We start from the raw sequence: 14,628 nt of genomic DNA, 5'->3' as shown, positions 1-14,628 counted from the left end.
GCAAATGATGAAAGCGGTTTCTCGTCCTGGCGCCGCTTGTTTTAGTCAAAATTGGCAGAGCTTGCAGGTATGGCAGTTCCATTCGGACGAGGGGCGTCCGTCCGGACGAGCTCGGCGATCGCGATCATGGACACGGCGGAAAGCGTTACTGCCTATGGTCGGGGCTTGAACAGCATCCCCGTCCGGTTCGCGCTGATGAGCTTCGTCCTCGCCAGCCTTTGCAGCGGTGCCCTCATCCAGATCCTCGCGACCCTCTGGGACCATCCGGTGCCGTGGTATGCCGTCGCGGGCATCGCCTTCAGCATCGGCGTCATGCCGGCCTCGATCACCTTCCTGGCCGCTTCGCAACTGAGCGGGTCCATCACGGCGCTGCGCCGTTCGACGGAGGCCATCGCCGACGGCGACATGAACGAGCCCGTCAAGATTGACTGCGCCTGCGAAGTCGGCGGGCTCGCCGACAGCTTCCGCAAGATGGTGGCCCGGCTGAATGCCAACATCTTCCGCATGAATGTCCTGGCCCATACGGACTTGATCACCGGCCTGCCGAACCGTGTGGTCATCAACCACATCATGGCGCTGCCCTCCATGACAGGCTCGGGGGACTGCCACGGCGCCCTGTTCTTCATCGATCTCGACGGCTTCAAGGCGGTCAACGATACCTATGGCCATAGGGCCGGGGACGAATTGCTGCGACAGGTCAGCCAGCGCATCGTGGTCGAAGGGTTTGGCCGCACCCTCGACCAGATCGAGAGCTGCACGACGGCCTTCGGTGAGCTCTGCGAGACGTTCCCGAAGCAACTGGTCTTCGCGCGTTTCGCAGGGGACGAATTCGTGGCTTTCCTGCCGGGCGATGCCTCGATCGACACCTTGCGTCTCCACGCCGACGCCATCGTCGCCGCCATGCGCCGACCCTTCAAGGTCTTCGGCAACGACATCCAGGTGGGGGCGAGCATCGGCATCGCCCGCGCGCCGATCGACACGGTGCATGGCGCCGAGCTGCTCTGCCTCGCCGATTTCGCCATGTATGTCGCCAAGGAGAAAGGCAAGAACAATGCCGTTCTCTTCGACCAGGAACTGCGGGCGCTGGCGCGTGACAAGGCCGAACTGGAGGCCGACCTCCGGCGGGCGATCGCCGATCAGTCGCTGCACGTGCATTTCCAGCCGAAGGTCAGCGCCGACGGCCTGTCCATCATCGGGGTCGAGGCCCTGCTGCGCTGGAACCATCCGACCCGCGGCGCGGTGTCGCCAGTCGTCTTCGTCGCCCTGGCCGAAAAGGCGGGGCTGATGCCGGCGCTCGGCACGTTCGTCTTCGAGGCCGCCGTGCGCCAGCATCGCGTCTGGGCGAGCGAGGGGCTGGTCATCGGCATGGCGATCAACGTTTCGCCGAGCCAGTTCGAAGATCCGCAATTCGTCCCTGGCGTTCTCGGCGTCATCGCCGCGAGCGGCGTCGCCTCCGAACTGATCGAGGTCGAGATCACCGAGACGGTCCTGACCAACGATTTTGCCGCGACGGCCGAGAAGGTGCGCCTTTTGCGCCAAGCGGGCGTGACGGTGTCGATCGACGATTTCGGCGTCGGCTATTCCAACCTGTCCCAACTGGCGCAGTTGTCGGTCAATACGCTGAAGGTCGACCGCTCTCTCACTCTGCGCATCGGCCAGGATTCGAAGGCGGAAGCGATCATCAAGGCGGTCACCGACATGGCCCACGCCCTCGGCCTCAAGGTGGTCGCTGAAGGGATCGAGACGCCCTACCAGGCCTCGTTCCTGCGCAAGGCGGGCTGCGACGCCATGCAGGGCTTCCTGTTCGCCACGCCGATGGATCCGGCGCAACTGGGGCAGTGGGTCGCCGGCCGCAGCTCGAACCTCGTCTCGCGCCTTCAGTCCGAAGTCCGGAACGCCGTCGCCTGACCACCTCGCAGCCTCGCCGCGAGCTCCCGTAGCGATCATTTCCACAGGCTGCTTCGATCGGCGGGGCGGAAAGTGCTATGGCTCGCCCATGCGCTTTCCGCCATCGTTCCTGGACGAGATCCGGCAACGCCTCCCGGTGTCGGAGGTGGTGGGAAAGCGCGTCAAGCTGAAGAAGCAGGGCCGCGAATGGCGCGGCCTGTCGCCCTTCAATGCGGAGAAGACGCCGTCCTTCTACGTCAATGACCAGAAGGGCTTCTACCACTGCTTCTCGTCCGGCAAGCATGGCGACCAGTTTCGCTTCCTGATGGAGACCGAGGGGGTGAGTTTCCCCGAGGCGGTGGAGCGGCTGGCGGGGGACGCCGGCCTTGCCATGCCGAAGGTCTCGGTCGAGGAGGTGCAGCGCGCCGAGAAGGCGAAGACCCTCTATGACGTCATGGAACTGGCAGCGAAGTTCTTTGAGGCCCAGTTGCAGGACCGCGCCGGCGCCAAGGCGCGCGGCTATCTCGCTGGCCGCGAGCTGAGGGCATCGACCCAGGTGAAGTTCCGCATGGGCTATGCACCGGCCGAGCGTTTCGCCCTGAAGGAGCATCTCGGCGCCAAGGGCGTCTCCGTCGCCGACATGATCGCCGCGGGACTGCTTGTCCATGGCGACGACATCCCCGTTCCCTATGACCGGTTCCGCGACCGCGTCATGTTCCCGATCACCGATCTGCGCGGGCGGGTGGTGGCCTTCGGCGGCCGGGCGCTGGAGAAGGACGTCCCGGCCAAGTACCTGAACTCGCCGGAGACCGATCTCTTCCACAAGGGCTCGCTGCTCTACAATGCCCATGCCGCGCGCGAAGCTGCCCACAAGGCGAACCGCGTCATCGCCGTCGAGGGCTATGTCGACGTCATCGCCATGGTGATGGCCGGCTTCGGCGAGACGGTCGCCCCGCTCGGCACGGCGCTGACCGAGGGCCAGCTCGACCTGTTGTGGAAGATGGCGCCGGACCCGGTGCTGCTCTTCGACGGCGACAAGGCCGGGCGGCGCGCCGCCTACCGCGCCGTGGACATCGCCCTGCCGCTCCTCAAGCCGGGCCGCAGCCTCCAGTTCGCCGCGCTACCCGAGGGCCAGGATCCGGACGATCTCATCCGCTCCTCCGGACGCGAGGCGATGGATGCCGTGCTGGCCCAGGCCCAGCCGCTGGCGAGCATGCTGTGGCAGCGCGAGACCGAGGCGGGAGTCTTTGGCACACCGGAGAAGCGCGCCGCCCTGGAAGCCCGCTTCGCCGAGGTGGTGGCGACGATCGGCGACGAGAATGTCCGCCGCCATTACCGCGATGACGTCTTCGGCCGCCTCTCCGACCTGTTCCGGCCGATGCAGCGCGAGCGGCGCGGCGGGCAGGGCGCGCCGAACAGGGGCGGCGGCCGCGGCTTCTCGCCCTTCGCGGTCCCGGACCACCGCCCGTCACCTGCGCTCGCCGCGAGCGCTCTGGTGCGCGGGCCACGCGCCGCCCTGCCGATGCGCGAGGCGCTGATCCTCACCGCGCTCCTCAACCATCCCTGGCTGATCGACGGGCAGGAGGAGGATATCGCCGCCCTCGACCTGCGCCATCCGCAGGCCGAAAATCTGAAGGCCGCGCTTCTCGACGTGCATGCGCAGGGCGTGGCGGGAGAAGAGGGTGCCTATCAGGCGGCGCTGGTGGCCGACGGGCACGGGGTGCTGGTCGACCAGGTCCGGGCCACAGTCTCGGTCAAGGCGGTGTGGGGCGCCATGCCGGAGGCGGCGAAAAGCGACGTGGAAGTGACGTTCGGCCAGCTCTTGGCCTTGCATCGGAAGAAGCAAGCGCTAATTAAGGAAATCCGGGATGCCGAGCGAGCCTTCGGCGACGACCCGACCGAAGCAAACGAGCACTGGCTTCTCGACGCCAAGCGGCGAGAGGCCGAGCTCGTGGGAACCGAGGCCCTCGTCGAGGGGTTCGGTTCGCAATCCGGGCGGGGAGGTCGCAACGCTTGACTTGTGTCGGCAAAACGGACGTGTCACGACCGCACAGGGCAGACGGGGCGGCTTGCCATGGTTCACCATGTCTTAACGACGTGGGCCTTAGGGCGGTGATGTCAGATGTGACGGGGGCGCGCTGAAGAGCGAGCGCAGCCCCTCTTTTTGCGTTGAGGCGGGCCTTGAACCCGTCACTGGCGCGTCATGCGGGCCGCTTGCGGCTCGTGAGGGATGGACGGTCTAGATGGCAACCAAGGCAACCGAGAAACCGGAAGGTGCGGATCAGGAGACCGAGGGTCCCGACGGCCCGCTCCTCGACCTCTCCGATGCCGGCGTCCGGGCGATGATCAAGCGCGCGAAGAAGCGCGGCTATGTGACCATCGACGAGATCAATGCCGTCATGCCGGCCGCCGCGTTCACCTCGGACCAGATCGAGGACATGAACTCGATGCTCTCGGAAATGGGCATCAATGTCGTCGACAACGACGATGCCGCCGAGGACGGTGAGGGCGAGGAGCAGCAGCCGGAGGCCGACGAGCCGGACGGCGAGCTGCAGGAGGCCTCCCCCCGCGCGGTGGTGAAGTCCGAGCGCGCCTCCGAGCCGCTCGACCGCACCGACGATCCCGTGCGTATGTATCTGCGCGAGATGGGCTCGGTGGAGCTCCTGTCCCGCGAGGGTGAGATCGCCATCGCCAAGCGCATCGAGGCCGGCCGCGAGGCGATGATCGCAGGCCTCTGCGAGAGCCCGCTGACCTTCCAGGCCATCATCATCTGGCGCGACGAGCTCAACGAGGGAAAGATCTACCTCCGCGACATCATCGACCTTGAGGCCACCTATGCCGGCCCCGACGCCAAGAACGCGCCGATGGTGACGGAAGGCGAGGCGCCGATCGCACCCCCAGCGGAAGGCGAGGGCGAAGGCCTGCCGCCGGGCGTCACCGAGAGCGATCTCGACGAGGACGACATGGAGAATGCCGTGTCGCTCGCCGCCATGGAGGCGGAGCTGAAGCCGAAGGTGCTCGAAATCTTCGACACCATCGCCGACGAGTACAAGAAGCTGCGGCGGCTGCAGGACCAGAACGTCGAGAACCGGCTGAACGACACCAAGCTGTCGCCGAGCCAGGAGCGCCGTGCCAAGAAGCTGCGCGAGGATCTCGTCGACCACGTCAAGTCGCTGTCGCTCAACACGGCGCGCATCGAGGCGCTGGTCGAGCAGCTCTACGACATCAACAAGCGCCTCGTTGGCTACGAGGGGCGCCTGCTGCGCCTCGCCGAGAGCTATGGCGTCGACCGCATGTCCTTCCTGAAGGAGTATCAGGGCTCCGAGCTCGATCCGAACTGGATCCGGCGCGTGGCGTCGCTCGGCGCGCGCGGCTGGAAGAGCTTCGTGGCGGAAGAGAAGGACACGGTGAAGGAGATCCGCGCCGAGATTCAGGCGCTGGCTACCGAGACGGCGCTGGAGATCGGCGAGTTCCGCAAGATCGTCCAGATGGTGCAGAAGGGCGAGCGCGAGGCCCGTCAGGCCAAGAAGGAAATGGTCGAGGCGAACCTGCGCCTCGTCATCTCCATCGCCAAGAAGTACACGAACCGCGGCCTGCAGTTCCTCGACCTCATCCAGGAGGGGAACATCGGCCTGATGAAGGCGGTCGACAAGTTCGAGTACCGCCGCGGCTACAAGTTCTCGACCTATGCCACCTGGTGGATCCGGCAGGCGATCACCCGTTCGATCGCCGACCAGGCCCGCACCATCCGCATCCCCGTGCACATGATCGAGACGATCAACAAGATCGTGCGCACGTCGCGGCAGATGCTGCACGAGATCGGCCGCGAGCCGACCCCGGAAGAGCTCGCCGAGAAGCTCGGCATGCCGCTGGAGAAGGTCCGCAAGGTCCTCAAGATCGCCAAGGAGCCGATCTCCCTCGAGACGCCGATCGGCGACGAGGAGGATTCACACCTCGGCGACTTCATCGAGGACAAGAACGCCATCCTGCCCATCGACGCGGCGATCCAGAGCAACCTGCGCGAGACGACGACGCGTGTTCTCGCCTCGCTCACGCCGCGCGAGGAGCGCGTGCTGCGCATGCGCTTCGGCATCGGCATGAACACCGACCACACGCTCGAAGAGGTCGGCCAGCAGTTCAGCGTCACCCGCGAGCGCATCCGCCAGATCGAGGCGAAGGCGCTGCGGAAGCTGAAGCATCCGAGTCGGTCGCGGAAGCTCAGGAGCTTCCTGGACAACTGACGGCAAGGTCTCCGTCACGAGGTACAGCGCGATGACGGAGGGCGCGAGGACCAGAGACCAGCACGGCGGCACCGATGGCCGCCGTTCACGCTCCCTTTTCCACGTTCCGAAGGAATCCCCCCCTGTGGGGCCGGCTCGCCCGCTCCATCGCCATCTGGTTCTGCCTGATGCTCGCCGGCCTCACCGTCGGCATGGCCGGCTATTCCGGCTTCGAAGGCATGGGCTGGCGCGATTCCTACCTCAATGCCGCGATGATCCTCTCCGGCATGGGACCGGTCACCGAGCTCAAGACCGACGGGGGCAAGCTCTTTGCCGGCACCTACGCCATCTTTTCCGGGCTGGTGATCGTACTGGCGACGGGCGTGGTGCTCTCGCCCATCGTCCAGCACGTGCTTCACGTGTTCCACGCCGACACGGACGACGACGAGCGGAAGCGGTGAGGGCAACCGGGTCCATCGGTATTCACCCGGAGGTTGCACAAGAACCAGGATACGCGCGAAATGGTTGCGCGTCGTTCACGAGGTTCCCATGGAGCAGCCCGACAGGATTCGTGCGGTCACGGCCGGAGAGTCGACGTTCGACTGTCCGTGTTGTGGGAAGCTGTCCCGCACGATCTGGGGTGAGGTCTATGATCGTGCCGGCAGCATCGTGCCCTACTACTGTCATTGGACCGTTGACCGCCCGGACCATGACGCCAACATTGACCTCCTCCTCGGCGCTTGGGGCGATGGCACCACGGCTGACGACCGCGCGCTGGTCAGCCTGCTGTTCCGGCGCAGCGAAACCATCGGCTTCATGGTGATCGATGCGGAACCGAGGCTGGAGAAGGTGAAGGGCTTCGTCGCCACCGGGCTGTCGCGCGGGGAGGTCATCGGCACATGGATCGCCCAGAGCGCCTTCGTGGTGGTTGACGTCATCTGGTACGACGACCCGCGGATCGCCGATCTCCTCGCGGCACGCTGATCCCTCACATCGCCTTCACCAGCGCCACCAACTGGTCGAGAGCCGTGCCCCAGCCCGCGTGGAAGCCCATCGCCTCGTGCTGCTGCCTGGCTTCCGGGTCCTTGTGCAGGGCGCGGGCGGTGTAGAGCGTACCCCTCGCCGTCGCCTCGATCGCGATCACGCCGGTCATGAAGGCGCTCCCGGTGGGGCGGAAGCCGGGCCCGAGCGCGTCGGTGAAGACGAACAGCCTCTCCGGGATCACGTGGAGTACACAGCCGGCGTTGTCGTGCTTCTCCCCGTTCGGTCCCTCCATCACCGTGCGGAACCCGCCACCTGGGCGCAGGTCGAGCTCGCAGGCGGTGGTGCGCCAGGGCGCGGGCGTGAACCATTTCATCAGCAGCGCCGGCTCGGTCCAGGCGCGCCAGACGAGATGCGGCGGCACGTCCACTTCGCGGCGGAGCTCCAGGTCGAGGGCGGGGTCGAAGACGGAGTAGGGCTCTGTCGTCATGGCGTGTCCTTGTGGGCTGCTTCTCGGGGGGAGGGGTCGGGCGCGTCGCCCGCCTCGTCCTTCATCGTGGCGAGCATGGCGTCGAGACGGTCGAGGCGGCGCGTCCAGAAGCTGCGCTGCTCTTCTAGCCAATGCTCCGCCGCGGCGAAGGGTTCCTGCCTCAGCCGGCAGATGCGGACGCGCCCGGTCTTCTCGGTGGCGACGAGGCCGCACTCCTCGAGCAGCTTCAGGTGCTGGAGGAAGCTCGGCAAGGCCATGGAGAAGGGGCGGGCGAGGTCGCTCACCGAGGCGGGCCCGCGGCCGAGCGCCTCGACCACCGCGCGGCGTGTCGGGTCGGCGAGGGCGCGGAACGTGTCGTCGAGGTGGGCGGGTGCGGCGTTCATGGGGGAAGGCTAAGGCCGGATAAAACTTAGGTCAATGCCTAAGTGTTCGATCTGCAGTGGGGCCGCTTGTCAGGCTCGGATGTCTGAGGTCTGATGTGACCGAGCCTGCGGAGCCTTTCCATGACGCCCGAATTCCTGCTGACCACCCTGATCATCGTGGCGTCGCCCGGCACCGGCGTCATCTACACGCTCGCCGCCGGCCTCTCGCGCGGCAGCCGGGCCAGCGTGCTCGCCGCCTTCGCCTGCACGCTCGGCATCGTGCCGCATCTCCTCGCCGCGATGATGGGCCTCGCTGCGCTGCTGCACACCAGCGCGCTCGCCTACAATCTCGTGAAATATGCCGGCGTCGCCTATCTCCTCTGGATGGCCTGGCAGACCCTGCGCGACGACGGCGCGCTGAAGGTCGAGGAGGGGCCTGACGCACGCTCGTCGTGGCGCGTCATCGTCGATGGCATCGCCATCAACGTGCTGAACCCCAAGCTGTCGATCTTCTTCGTCGCCTTCCTGCCACAGTTCATCGCGGTGGGCGAACCGGCGCCGCTTGCGCGCATGCTGGAGCTCTCGGCGGTGTTCATGGCGATGACCTTCGTGGTCTTCGCCGTCTACGGCCTTTTCGCCGCCGCCATGCGCGACAGGGTCATCTCGCGGCCGGCCGTGATGGCCTGGATGCGGCGGATCTTCGCGGGCGCCTTCGTGGCGCTCGGGGCGCGGCTCGCGCTGCAGGAGAAGTGAGCGCGCTGCCGGATTTCACGACGAACGGCGGGTGCTGGCCCCGCCGTCGTCACGGTTGATTCCGCTTCGGCTCAACTGCGATCGGGACGGGCGCCGGTAAATCCGGGGACCATGCCGGGAGGACGCTGACCGGGCTGGGCCGTCGGAGGACGACCACCGCCGCCGCCCATGCCCGGACCGGGAGGACGACCGCCACCCCCGCCCATGCCGGGGCCGGGACGACCACCGCCGCTCCAGCCGGGACCGGGGCCGGGACGACCACCGCCACCGCCGCTCCAGCCGGGACCAGGACCAGGACGTCCGCCGCCGCCACTCCAGCCGGGACGGCCACCGCCGCCCCAACCCGGGCGCGGACCAAAGCCCGGTCGGTCATAGCGATAGGACGGGCGCCAGCCGGGCCGGTAGGACGGGTAATAGGGCGGATCGACGTAGAAGGGCGGTTCGACATAGACGCGCGGCGCGGCATAGAGCGGCGGCTCGACATAGCGTCGGCGCGGTGCGGCAACGACGCCGTCCTCGTCGAGGAAGCTCCGCGAGACGAAGCCGGTGATGCCGCGATGGACGACGCGGCACCAGCTGCCGGAGCAGCCCGCGATGTCGACGCCGGTGCCGGCGGGCAGGGTGGCCAGGCGCTCGAACTGCGTGCCCGGACCTGCCCGCATGTTGACGTCGCCGGTGGTGACGGCGTCCTGCGCCAGGGCCGCGCCGGCAAAGAAGGTGGAGATGACGAGCGATCCGGCCAGTGGCAGGAACCGTCTCAAGTCGAAAGCCATGGTGGCGGTACCTTTCTCACGCGGCGCTTCGCTGCGGCCATGCGTGGATGAGCTTCAAAACGCTGATGCACCCTGCTCAGGGGGCCATGAACCCGTCATGAACCGGCAGCCCGTGCGAATGTTCCACGATGTCGCGGGGGCCTTGCCTTCACCCTCCGGGCGGGCCGTTTCCCCGCCGCCGCAGACGCGGTATCAAGAGGGGCGGGCGACGAGGCCCAGACACGCGAGATGATCCATGTCCTTTCTCAAGTCACTGTTCGGTTGGGGCAAGACCGACGCCGCGGAAGCCGAAGTCGCGGCGAGCGCGCCCGCCGTCGAGCACAAGGGCTTCTCCATCACGGCCGCCCCGTTCCGCAACGAGGGCCAGTTCCAGACGGCCGGCACCATCACCAAGACGGTCGATGGGGAGGTGAAGGAGCACAAGTTCATCCGCGCCGACCGGCACGCCTCGCTGGACGATGCCGTGACCTTCTCGATCGCCAAGGGCCGGCAGATCGTCGACGAGCGCGGAGAGCGTCTGTTCGGCTGATCCGCCTGCGAGGCACTTGAACGCCGCGAAAACAAAAAAGGGCCCGTGAGGGCCCTTTGTCGTGACAGGTGGTCCGAAGACCCGATGTGTGTCAGCGCGTGCCGGTATCGGCAGCCGGCGGTGCTGCCAGCGGACCCGGGCCGGCGCCGAACTTCGGCTTGCGGTCGGGACGCGGCTTCGGCTTGGGGGCGGCAATGAGGCCGTCGCGCTGGGCCTGCTTGCGGGCGGCCTTGCGGGCACGACGGATGGCCTCGGCCTTCTCGCGGTTCTTCCGCTCCGACGGCTTCTCGAACGATTTCCGCTGCTTCATTTCGCGGAAAATGCCCTCGCGCTGCATCTTCTTCTTCAGCACGCGCAAAGCCTGATCGACATTGTTGTCGCGGACGAGAACCTGCATGTCTTCTCCCGGTCGGGTCGTTGGTTGAAAGGGCTCAGGCCGTCTTGGCCGGAGCATCCTTCTTGCGCCAAAGCTGGAAGCCGAATTCGGCAATGCCGTTCTCGATGGCTTCGCGCTTCAGGCCATGGGGTGGTTTCTGGTCACCGCGGATCACGCCGATGCTGGTCCACGGGGCGAATTTGTCAGGCAGCTTGCCGCCCGTATGGTCGGAAGCGAAGCCGTAGAGCTTCTCGTTGCTCCCCGACCGGAACATGAAGAGCCTCGCGCGTTCGGAATTCATCACTCGTCCTCGATCGCCGCGAAGCCGCTGTAAACACCGGCCAAGAAATGCGAACGGAGCCGCGCGATCCGGGGAACGGTGCGGCTCCGAATTTTCAGGCAGTCAACTGGATCTGCCGGGAGCCATGGCGCCCGCGTGTCGATCCGTGCTCCGAAGCGTCGCCGATACATCCACGGCGACGCGCAGGAGCGATGCGAGAAATCAGTCGACAGCCTTCAGGTTGTCGGCCGACGACTTGCCCGAGCGGCGGTCGGCGACGACTTCGAAGGAAATCTTCTGGCCTTCGTTGAGGCCGTAGAGGCCAGCGCGCTCGACGGCGCTGATGTGGACGAACACGTCAGTGCCGCCACCGTCCGGCTGAATGAAGCCGAAGCCCTTCTGGGAGTTGAACCATTTCACGGTTCCGGTCTGCATGGGGTATCCTTTCGCGAAGCGAGCAGAGATCGACGACTCGCGTCACGCACGAGTAGTTCGGGTCACGTTTTCGAAGAGTTTTTGTCAGCGGTGCGCCGATTTACCGGCGCGGGGCCAAAAAAGAACGGCCGAAACGTCGCCATGAGATACGCCGTTCGGCGGGCAATTGCAACAAGGAACTTTGCCGCAGCCTCCCGGGCAGGCCGCCATTCGATCAGAACAATGGATTTGCTCGGCTTTCCTTTGAGCCGCGCCCCTGGGGTCGCCATGCATCCGGCGGTTGCGCCGATCGGACGCGAGCCTGTTGTGCCACCCGGCGAAGGCTGGCTCAATTGGTTTTTCGCACGCGAGACGGAATCACCCATGCCTCGTCCTATCCGCTCGATCGACGCCGCCCCGCGTGGCCAGATGACGGTGCGCATCAGCGCGATGCCGGCGGACACCAACGCCAATGGCGACATTTTCGGCGGCTGGGTGATGGCGCGGATGGACCAGGCCGGCGGCATCGCCGGCGTCGAGCGCGCGCAGGGGCGCGTGGTGACGATCGCCGTCGAGGCCATGACCTTCATCCGCCCGGTGCGGGTGGGGGACGTGCTGGAAGTCTACACCGAGGTGTTTCATGTCGGCCGGACCTCGATGAAGATCCATGTCGAGGCCTGGGCGCAGCGTTTCCGCACGACGGAGCGGGAGAGGGTGACGGAGGCGACTTTCGCCTTCGTCGCCATCGACGAGGATGGCCGTCCGCGGCCTGTCCCGTCGCCTGAGGCCGACGGCGCTAGCCCCAGCGATGGTTGAAGCTGACCGAGATGCGCTCCTCGGCGCTGCGGTTCACCGGAACCTCGTGGCGCACGAAGCTCTCCCAGAGCAGCACGTCGCCGGGCCCGGTCGCCACCGAGACGAAGGTCTGCAACTCGCGGGGCGCCGCGGCCTTGCGCGGCGGATGGGCCATCATGCGGCCGCTGCGGGGATCCTCGAGCTTCAGCGCCGCGGCGCCCTTCGGCATGGTCACATAAAGCGTGCCGGACAGGACGCTGTGCGGATGGATGTGGGACGCATGCGCCCCGCCTTCCGGCAGGACGTTGACCCAGAGCGAGTCGAGGACGAGCTTCTTCCCGCCGAGATCGAGTGCGAGATCCTTGGCGAAGGCGGCGACGTGCCGGTCGAGCTGGCGCGCCAGCGCCTTGAAGACGGGGAACCGCCAGGGCAGGTCATTCAGGGAGGCGTAGCTGGTATAGCCGGGATAGCCGTTCTTGCGGCACCAGCGGATGCCCGCCGCGTCATCCAACGCCAGCGAGCGGCAGGCCTGTTCGAGCTCGTCCAGAAGGCCGTCGTCGCGGTCGATCTCGCCGCGATAGAGCCGGGTCACGAAGAGGTTCTCGATGGTCGCCATCGGGCTGTCTTCGCACCGAAGACAGGGCCTCGCAAGCTGCCGGTTTCGCTCGCTTGCCGGCTGCCTCGCCACCGGCCGGCGGCCGGCCGGGGCGCTTGCCTTGGTCTTGCCCCCGAAACCTGTTATTCGGCCCGACAAGATCGCTGCGAGTCGCGCGCACCATGAGGCCTTTCCGCCTGTTTTCGACATTCCAGTCCCAGCGCGGCCAGACGCTGAAGCGCCTTGTGGGAGAGAGCCTGCGGGCCTATGCGCCGCGCTATGCGCTGGCCTTCGTCTTCATGGCGATCGTCGCGGCCTGCACGGCGTTCAGCGCCTGGATCATGCGGGACCTGATCAACGGCGTGTTCCAGAACCGCGACTTCACCCTCGCGGTCTGGTTCGGCGTGACGGTCTTCTCGATCTTCCTGGTCAAGGGCCTGGCGTCCTATGCCTCCAACGTCATCCTGTCGCGGATCGGCAATGCCATCGTCGCCGCGCAGCAGACGCGTATCTTCAACCACCTGCTCTCCCAGGGCGTCGACTTCTACCAGCAGCACGCCTCCGCCGATCTCGTCACGCGGGTGACGCACAATGCCCAGGCGGCGCGGGACGTGCTGCAGAACATCGTCACCACGGTCGGCCGCGATCTCCTGACGGTTGCCGGCCTGCTGGTCGTGATGATCATCACAGATCCGCTGATGTTCCTCGTCTCCGGCGCCGTCATGCCGGTGGCGGTCTATGGCGTGAACCGGCTGCGGCGGCGGGTGCGCCGGCTGGCGCAGAGCGAATTCACCTCGCTGTCCTCGATGGTCGGCGTCGTCCAGGAGACGGTCCAGGGCGTGCGCATCGTCAAGTCCTTCGGCATGGAGGACCGCATGCAGGCCCGGATGTACGAGACCATCGAGGCGGTCCGCCATCGCGCCGACAAGATCGCGACGCTCGGCGCGCGCACGGCGCCGCTGATGGAAACGCTCGGCGGCCTCGCCATTTCGGCGGCCATCATCTACGGCGCCTGGCGCGTCATCCACCAGGGTGTCGATGCCGGCGCCTTCTTCGCCTTCGTGACGGCGCTGCTGCTCGCCTATGACCCGGCCAAGCGCCTCGCCCGGCTCGGCGTCGAGGTCGAGAAGGGCCTCGTCGGCGTCCGCCTCATGTACGAGCTGCTCGACACCGAGCCGACGCTCAAGGAAAAGCCGGCGGCCCCTCCGCTCGCCATCGGCGCCGGCACCGTCGCCTTCGACCGCGTCACCTTCGGCTATCACGCGGAAGAGCCGGTGCTGCGCGACCTGTCCTTCGTCGCGATGGGGGGCAAGACGACAGCGCTGGTCGGACCCTCGGGCGGCGGCAAGTCGACCATCATCTCCCTCGTCCAGCGCTTCTTCGACGTCCGCAGCGGCGCCATCTCGGTCGACGGACAGGACGTGCGCGACGTCACCTTCGCCTCGCTGCGCGGGGGCATGGCCTTCGTCAGCCAGGACGTCTTCCTGTTCCAGGGCACGGTGCGCGAGAACATCGCGGTCGGCCGTCCCGGCGCCACCGAGGCGGAGATCCACGCCGCGGCCAAGGCCGCCCACGCCCATGACTTCATCCTCGCCCTGCCGGAGGGCTACCAGACGCTGATCGGCGAGCACGGGCAGGGCCTGTCGGGCGGCCAGCGCCAGCGCGTCGCCATCGCCCGCGCCATCCTCAAGGATGCGCCGATCATGCTGCTGGACGAGGCGACCTCGGCGCTCGATTCGGAGAGCGAGTTCGAGGTGCAGCGGGCGCTCGACCGGCTGCTCAGCGGCCGCACGTCCATCGTCATCGCGCACCGCCTCTCGACCATCATGCGCGCCGACAAGATCCTGGTGATCGAGGCGGGCCGCGTCGCCGAGACCGGCACCCATGCCGAACTCATCGCCCGCAACGGGCTCTACGCCCATTACGTCGCGATCCAGTTCGGCGAGCGCGACGACGCGGCCGAATAGGCCGCGCCACATCCGGCCTCAGTCCACCAGTTCCCACACCACCGCGACGGACAGGCGGAACGTCTGGTCGCCGGTCGCAACCGGCGTCGGCGCGGCGGCCGAGAGCGCACGCGCCGACGTGGCGCGCTCCATCGGCGGCGGCACCGGCCCGCCGCGCTCGGTGATGGAGATCACCTTGCCGAGCCGTGCCCCGGCGGCGGCGGCGA

At 67.1% G+C, this 14,628-nt stretch carries 18 protein-coding genes; 9 read left to right on the top strand and 9 right to left on the bottom strand.

Annotated elements, in window-relative coordinates:
- Positions 1-165 precede the first annotated feature (165 nt).
- The 5 genes from Q8O26_RS10900 (at position 166) to Q8O26_RS10880 (ending at position 7,091) form a co-directional block, all read left to right on the top strand.
- Complete coding sequence (locus Q8O26_RS10900) at positions 166-1,908, top strand: EAL domain-containing protein (RefSeq protein ID WP_305575542.1); 1,743 nt, start codon at positions 166-168, stop codon at positions 1,906-1,908.
- Positions 1,909-1,996: 88 nt separating this feature from the next.
- Positions 1,997-3,904 carry a DNA primase gene (gene dnaG / locus Q8O26_RS10895; protein WP_305575541.1) on the top strand — a complete coding sequence of 636 codons (1,908 nt, stop codon included), beginning with the start codon at positions 1,997-1,999 and terminating at the stop codon, positions 3,902-3,904.
- A gap of 226 nt (positions 3,905-4,130) precedes the next feature.
- A complete protein-coding gene (gene rpoD / locus Q8O26_RS10890) occupies positions 4,131-6,128 on the top strand; it encodes an RNA polymerase sigma factor RpoD (RefSeq protein ID WP_305575540.1) in 1,998 nt (665 codons plus the stop codon).
- A 74-nt stretch (positions 6,129-6,202) separates the two neighbouring features.
- A complete protein-coding gene (locus Q8O26_RS10885; protein WP_305575539.1) occupies positions 6,203-6,568 on the top strand; it encodes a hypothetical protein in 366 nt (121 codons plus the stop codon).
- A gap of 88 nt (positions 6,569-6,656) precedes the next feature.
- Complete coding sequence (locus tag Q8O26_RS10880) at positions 6,657-7,091, top strand: hypothetical protein (RefSeq protein ID WP_305575538.1); 435 nt, start codon at positions 6,657-6,659, stop codon at positions 7,089-7,091.
- 4 nt (positions 7,092-7,095) lie between these two features.
- Here Q8O26_RS10880 and Q8O26_RS10875 read toward each other — a convergent pair whose 3' ends face one another.
- Both Q8O26_RS10875 and Q8O26_RS10870 read right to left on the bottom strand, forming a co-directional pair.
- Entirely contained in the window at positions 7,096-7,578 is a 483-nt protein-coding gene (locus tag Q8O26_RS10875; protein WP_305575537.1) for an SRPBCC family protein, read from the bottom strand.
- Entirely contained in the window at positions 7,575-7,961 is a 387-nt protein-coding gene (locus tag Q8O26_RS10870) for a helix-turn-helix transcriptional regulator (RefSeq protein WP_305575536.1), read from the bottom strand. Before Q8O26_RS10870 ends, Q8O26_RS10875 begins: the two co-directional genes overlap by 4 nt.
- 120 nt (positions 7,962-8,081) lie before the next feature.
- Between Q8O26_RS10870 and Q8O26_RS10865 the strand changes: the two genes are divergently transcribed.
- Positions 8,082-8,693 carry a LysE family translocator gene (locus Q8O26_RS10865; protein ID WP_305575535.1) on the top strand — a complete coding sequence of 204 codons (612 nt, stop codon included), beginning with the start codon at positions 8,082-8,084 and terminating at the stop codon, positions 8,691-8,693.
- Between the two features lie 71 nt (positions 8,694-8,764).
- On the opposite strand, the gene Q8O26_RS10860 is transcribed toward Q8O26_RS10865, so the two are convergent.
- Positions 8,765-9,466, bottom strand: a complete 702-nt coding sequence (locus Q8O26_RS10860) for an SH3 domain-containing protein (RefSeq protein WP_305575534.1) — start codon at positions 9,464-9,466, stop codon at positions 8,765-8,767.
- 235 nt (positions 9,467-9,701) lie between these two features.
- Here Q8O26_RS10860 and Q8O26_RS10855 point away from each other — a divergent pair, with 235 nt between their 5' ends.
- The gene (locus Q8O26_RS10855; protein ID WP_305575533.1) at positions 9,702-9,995 is read left to right on the top strand and encodes an HlyU family transcriptional regulator; all 294 of its coding nucleotides are present in this window, start codon (positions 9,702-9,704) and stop codon (positions 9,993-9,995) included.
- A 91-nt stretch (positions 9,996-10,086) separates the two neighbouring features.
- On the opposite strand, the gene rpsU is transcribed toward Q8O26_RS10855, so the two are convergent.
- The 4 genes from rpsU to Q8O26_RS10835 form a co-directional block, all read right to left on the bottom strand.
- Positions 10,087-10,392 carry a 30S ribosomal protein S21 gene (gene rpsU, locus Q8O26_RS10850; protein WP_305575532.1) on the bottom strand — a complete coding sequence of 102 codons (306 nt, stop codon included), beginning with the start codon at positions 10,390-10,392 and terminating at the stop codon, positions 10,087-10,089.
- 34 nt (positions 10,393-10,426) lie between these two features.
- Positions 10,427-10,672 carry a hypothetical protein gene (locus Q8O26_RS10845; RefSeq protein WP_305575531.1) on the bottom strand — a complete coding sequence of 82 codons (246 nt, stop codon included), beginning with the start codon at positions 10,670-10,672 and terminating at the stop codon, positions 10,427-10,429.
- Positions 10,673-10,873: 201 nt separating this feature from the next.
- Entirely contained in the window at positions 10,874-11,086 is a 213-nt protein-coding gene (locus tag Q8O26_RS10840; protein ID WP_106748984.1) for a cold-shock protein, read from the bottom strand.
- 62 nt (positions 11,087-11,148) lie between these two features.
- The gene (locus Q8O26_RS10835; RefSeq protein WP_305575530.1) at positions 11,149-11,451 is read right to left on the bottom strand and encodes a hypothetical protein; all 303 of its coding nucleotides are present in this window, start codon (positions 11,449-11,451) and stop codon (positions 11,149-11,151) included.
- Here Q8O26_RS10835 and Q8O26_RS10830 point away from each other — a divergent pair.
- Complete coding sequence (locus Q8O26_RS10830) at positions 11,450-11,881, top strand: acyl-CoA thioesterase (protein ID WP_305575529.1); 432 nt, start codon at positions 11,450-11,452, stop codon at positions 11,879-11,881. The genes Q8O26_RS10835 and Q8O26_RS10830 overlap by 2 nt on opposite strands.
- Here the strand turns inward: Q8O26_RS10830 and Q8O26_RS10825 are convergent.
- Entirely contained in the window at positions 11,862-12,476 is a 615-nt protein-coding gene (locus tag Q8O26_RS10825) for a TIGR02466 family protein (RefSeq protein WP_305575528.1), read from the bottom strand. The genes Q8O26_RS10830 and Q8O26_RS10825 overlap by 20 nt on opposite strands.
- Before the next feature lie 161 nt (positions 12,477-12,637).
- On the opposite strand from Q8O26_RS10825, the gene Q8O26_RS10820 reads away from it, so the two are divergent.
- Entirely contained in the window at positions 12,638-14,422 is a 1,785-nt protein-coding gene (locus Q8O26_RS10820; protein WP_305575527.1) for an ABC transporter ATP-binding protein, read from the top strand.
- A gap of 18 nt (positions 14,423-14,440) precedes the next feature.
- Here the strand turns inward: Q8O26_RS10820 and Q8O26_RS10815 are convergent.
- On the bottom strand, positions 14,441-14,628 hold a 188-nt coding region (locus Q8O26_RS10815; RefSeq protein ID WP_305575526.1), incomplete at its 5' end, for an SIMPL domain-containing protein.

The sequence above is a fragment of the Phreatobacter sp. genome (assembly GCF_030691135.1).
Taxonomy (GTDB): domain Bacteria; phylum Pseudomonadota; class Alphaproteobacteria; order Rhizobiales; family Phreatobacteraceae; genus Phreatobacter.
Note: the sequence above shows the minus strand (reverse complement) of the source record. Positions and strands in the feature narration are given on the sequence as shown.

Coding starts and splice junctions, on each gene's coding strand:
- dnaG (WP_305575541.1), top strand. CDS start 1,997: ATGCGCTTTCCGCCATCGTTCCTGGACGAGATCCGGCAACGCCTCCCG.
- rpoD (WP_305575540.1), top strand. CDS start 4,131: ATGGCAACCAAGGCAACCGAGAAACCGGAAGGTGCGGATCAGGAGACC.
- Q8O26_RS10885 (WP_305575539.1), top strand. CDS start 6,203: ATGGCCGCCGTTCACGCTCCCTTTTCCACGTTCCGAAGGAATCCCCCC.
- Q8O26_RS10880 (WP_305575538.1), top strand. CDS start 6,657: ATGGAGCAGCCCGACAGGATTCGTGCGGTCACGGCCGGAGAGTCGACG.
- Q8O26_RS10875 (WP_305575537.1), bottom strand. CDS start 7,578: ATGACGACAGAGCCCTACTCCGTCTTCGACCCCGCCCTCGACCTGGAG.
- Q8O26_RS10870 (WP_305575536.1), bottom strand. CDS start 7,961: ATGAACGCCGCACCCGCCCACCTCGACGACACGTTCCGCGCCCTCGCC.
- Q8O26_RS10865 (WP_305575535.1), top strand. CDS start 8,082: ATGACGCCCGAATTCCTGCTGACCACCCTGATCATCGTGGCGTCGCCC.
- Q8O26_RS10860 (WP_305575534.1), bottom strand. CDS start 9,466: ATGGCTTTCGACTTGAGACGGTTCCTGCCACTGGCCGGATCGCTCGTC.
- Q8O26_RS10855 (WP_305575533.1), top strand. CDS start 9,702: ATGTCCTTTCTCAAGTCACTGTTCGGTTGGGGCAAGACCGACGCCGCG.
- rpsU (WP_305575532.1), bottom strand. CDS start 10,392: ATGCAGGTTCTCGTCCGCGACAACAATGTCGATCAGGCTTTGCGCGTG.
- Q8O26_RS10845 (WP_305575531.1), bottom strand. CDS start 10,672: ATGAATTCCGAACGCGCGAGGCTCTTCATGTTCCGGTCGGGGAGCAAC.
- Q8O26_RS10840 (WP_106748984.1), bottom strand. CDS start 11,086: ATGCAGACCGGAACCGTGAAATGGTTCAACTCCCAGAAGGGCTTCGGC.
- Q8O26_RS10830 (WP_305575529.1), top strand. CDS start 11,450: ATGCCTCGTCCTATCCGCTCGATCGACGCCGCCCCGCGTGGCCAGATG.
- Q8O26_RS10835 (WP_305575530.1), bottom strand. CDS start 11,451: ATGGGTGATTCCGTCTCGCGTGCGAAAAACCAATTGAGCCAGCCTTCG.
- Q8O26_RS10825 (WP_305575528.1), bottom strand. CDS start 12,476: ATGGCGACCATCGAGAACCTCTTCGTGACCCGGCTCTATCGCGGCGAG.
- Q8O26_RS10820 (WP_305575527.1), top strand. CDS start 12,638: ATGAGGCCTTTCCGCCTGTTTTCGACATTCCAGTCCCAGCGCGGCCAG.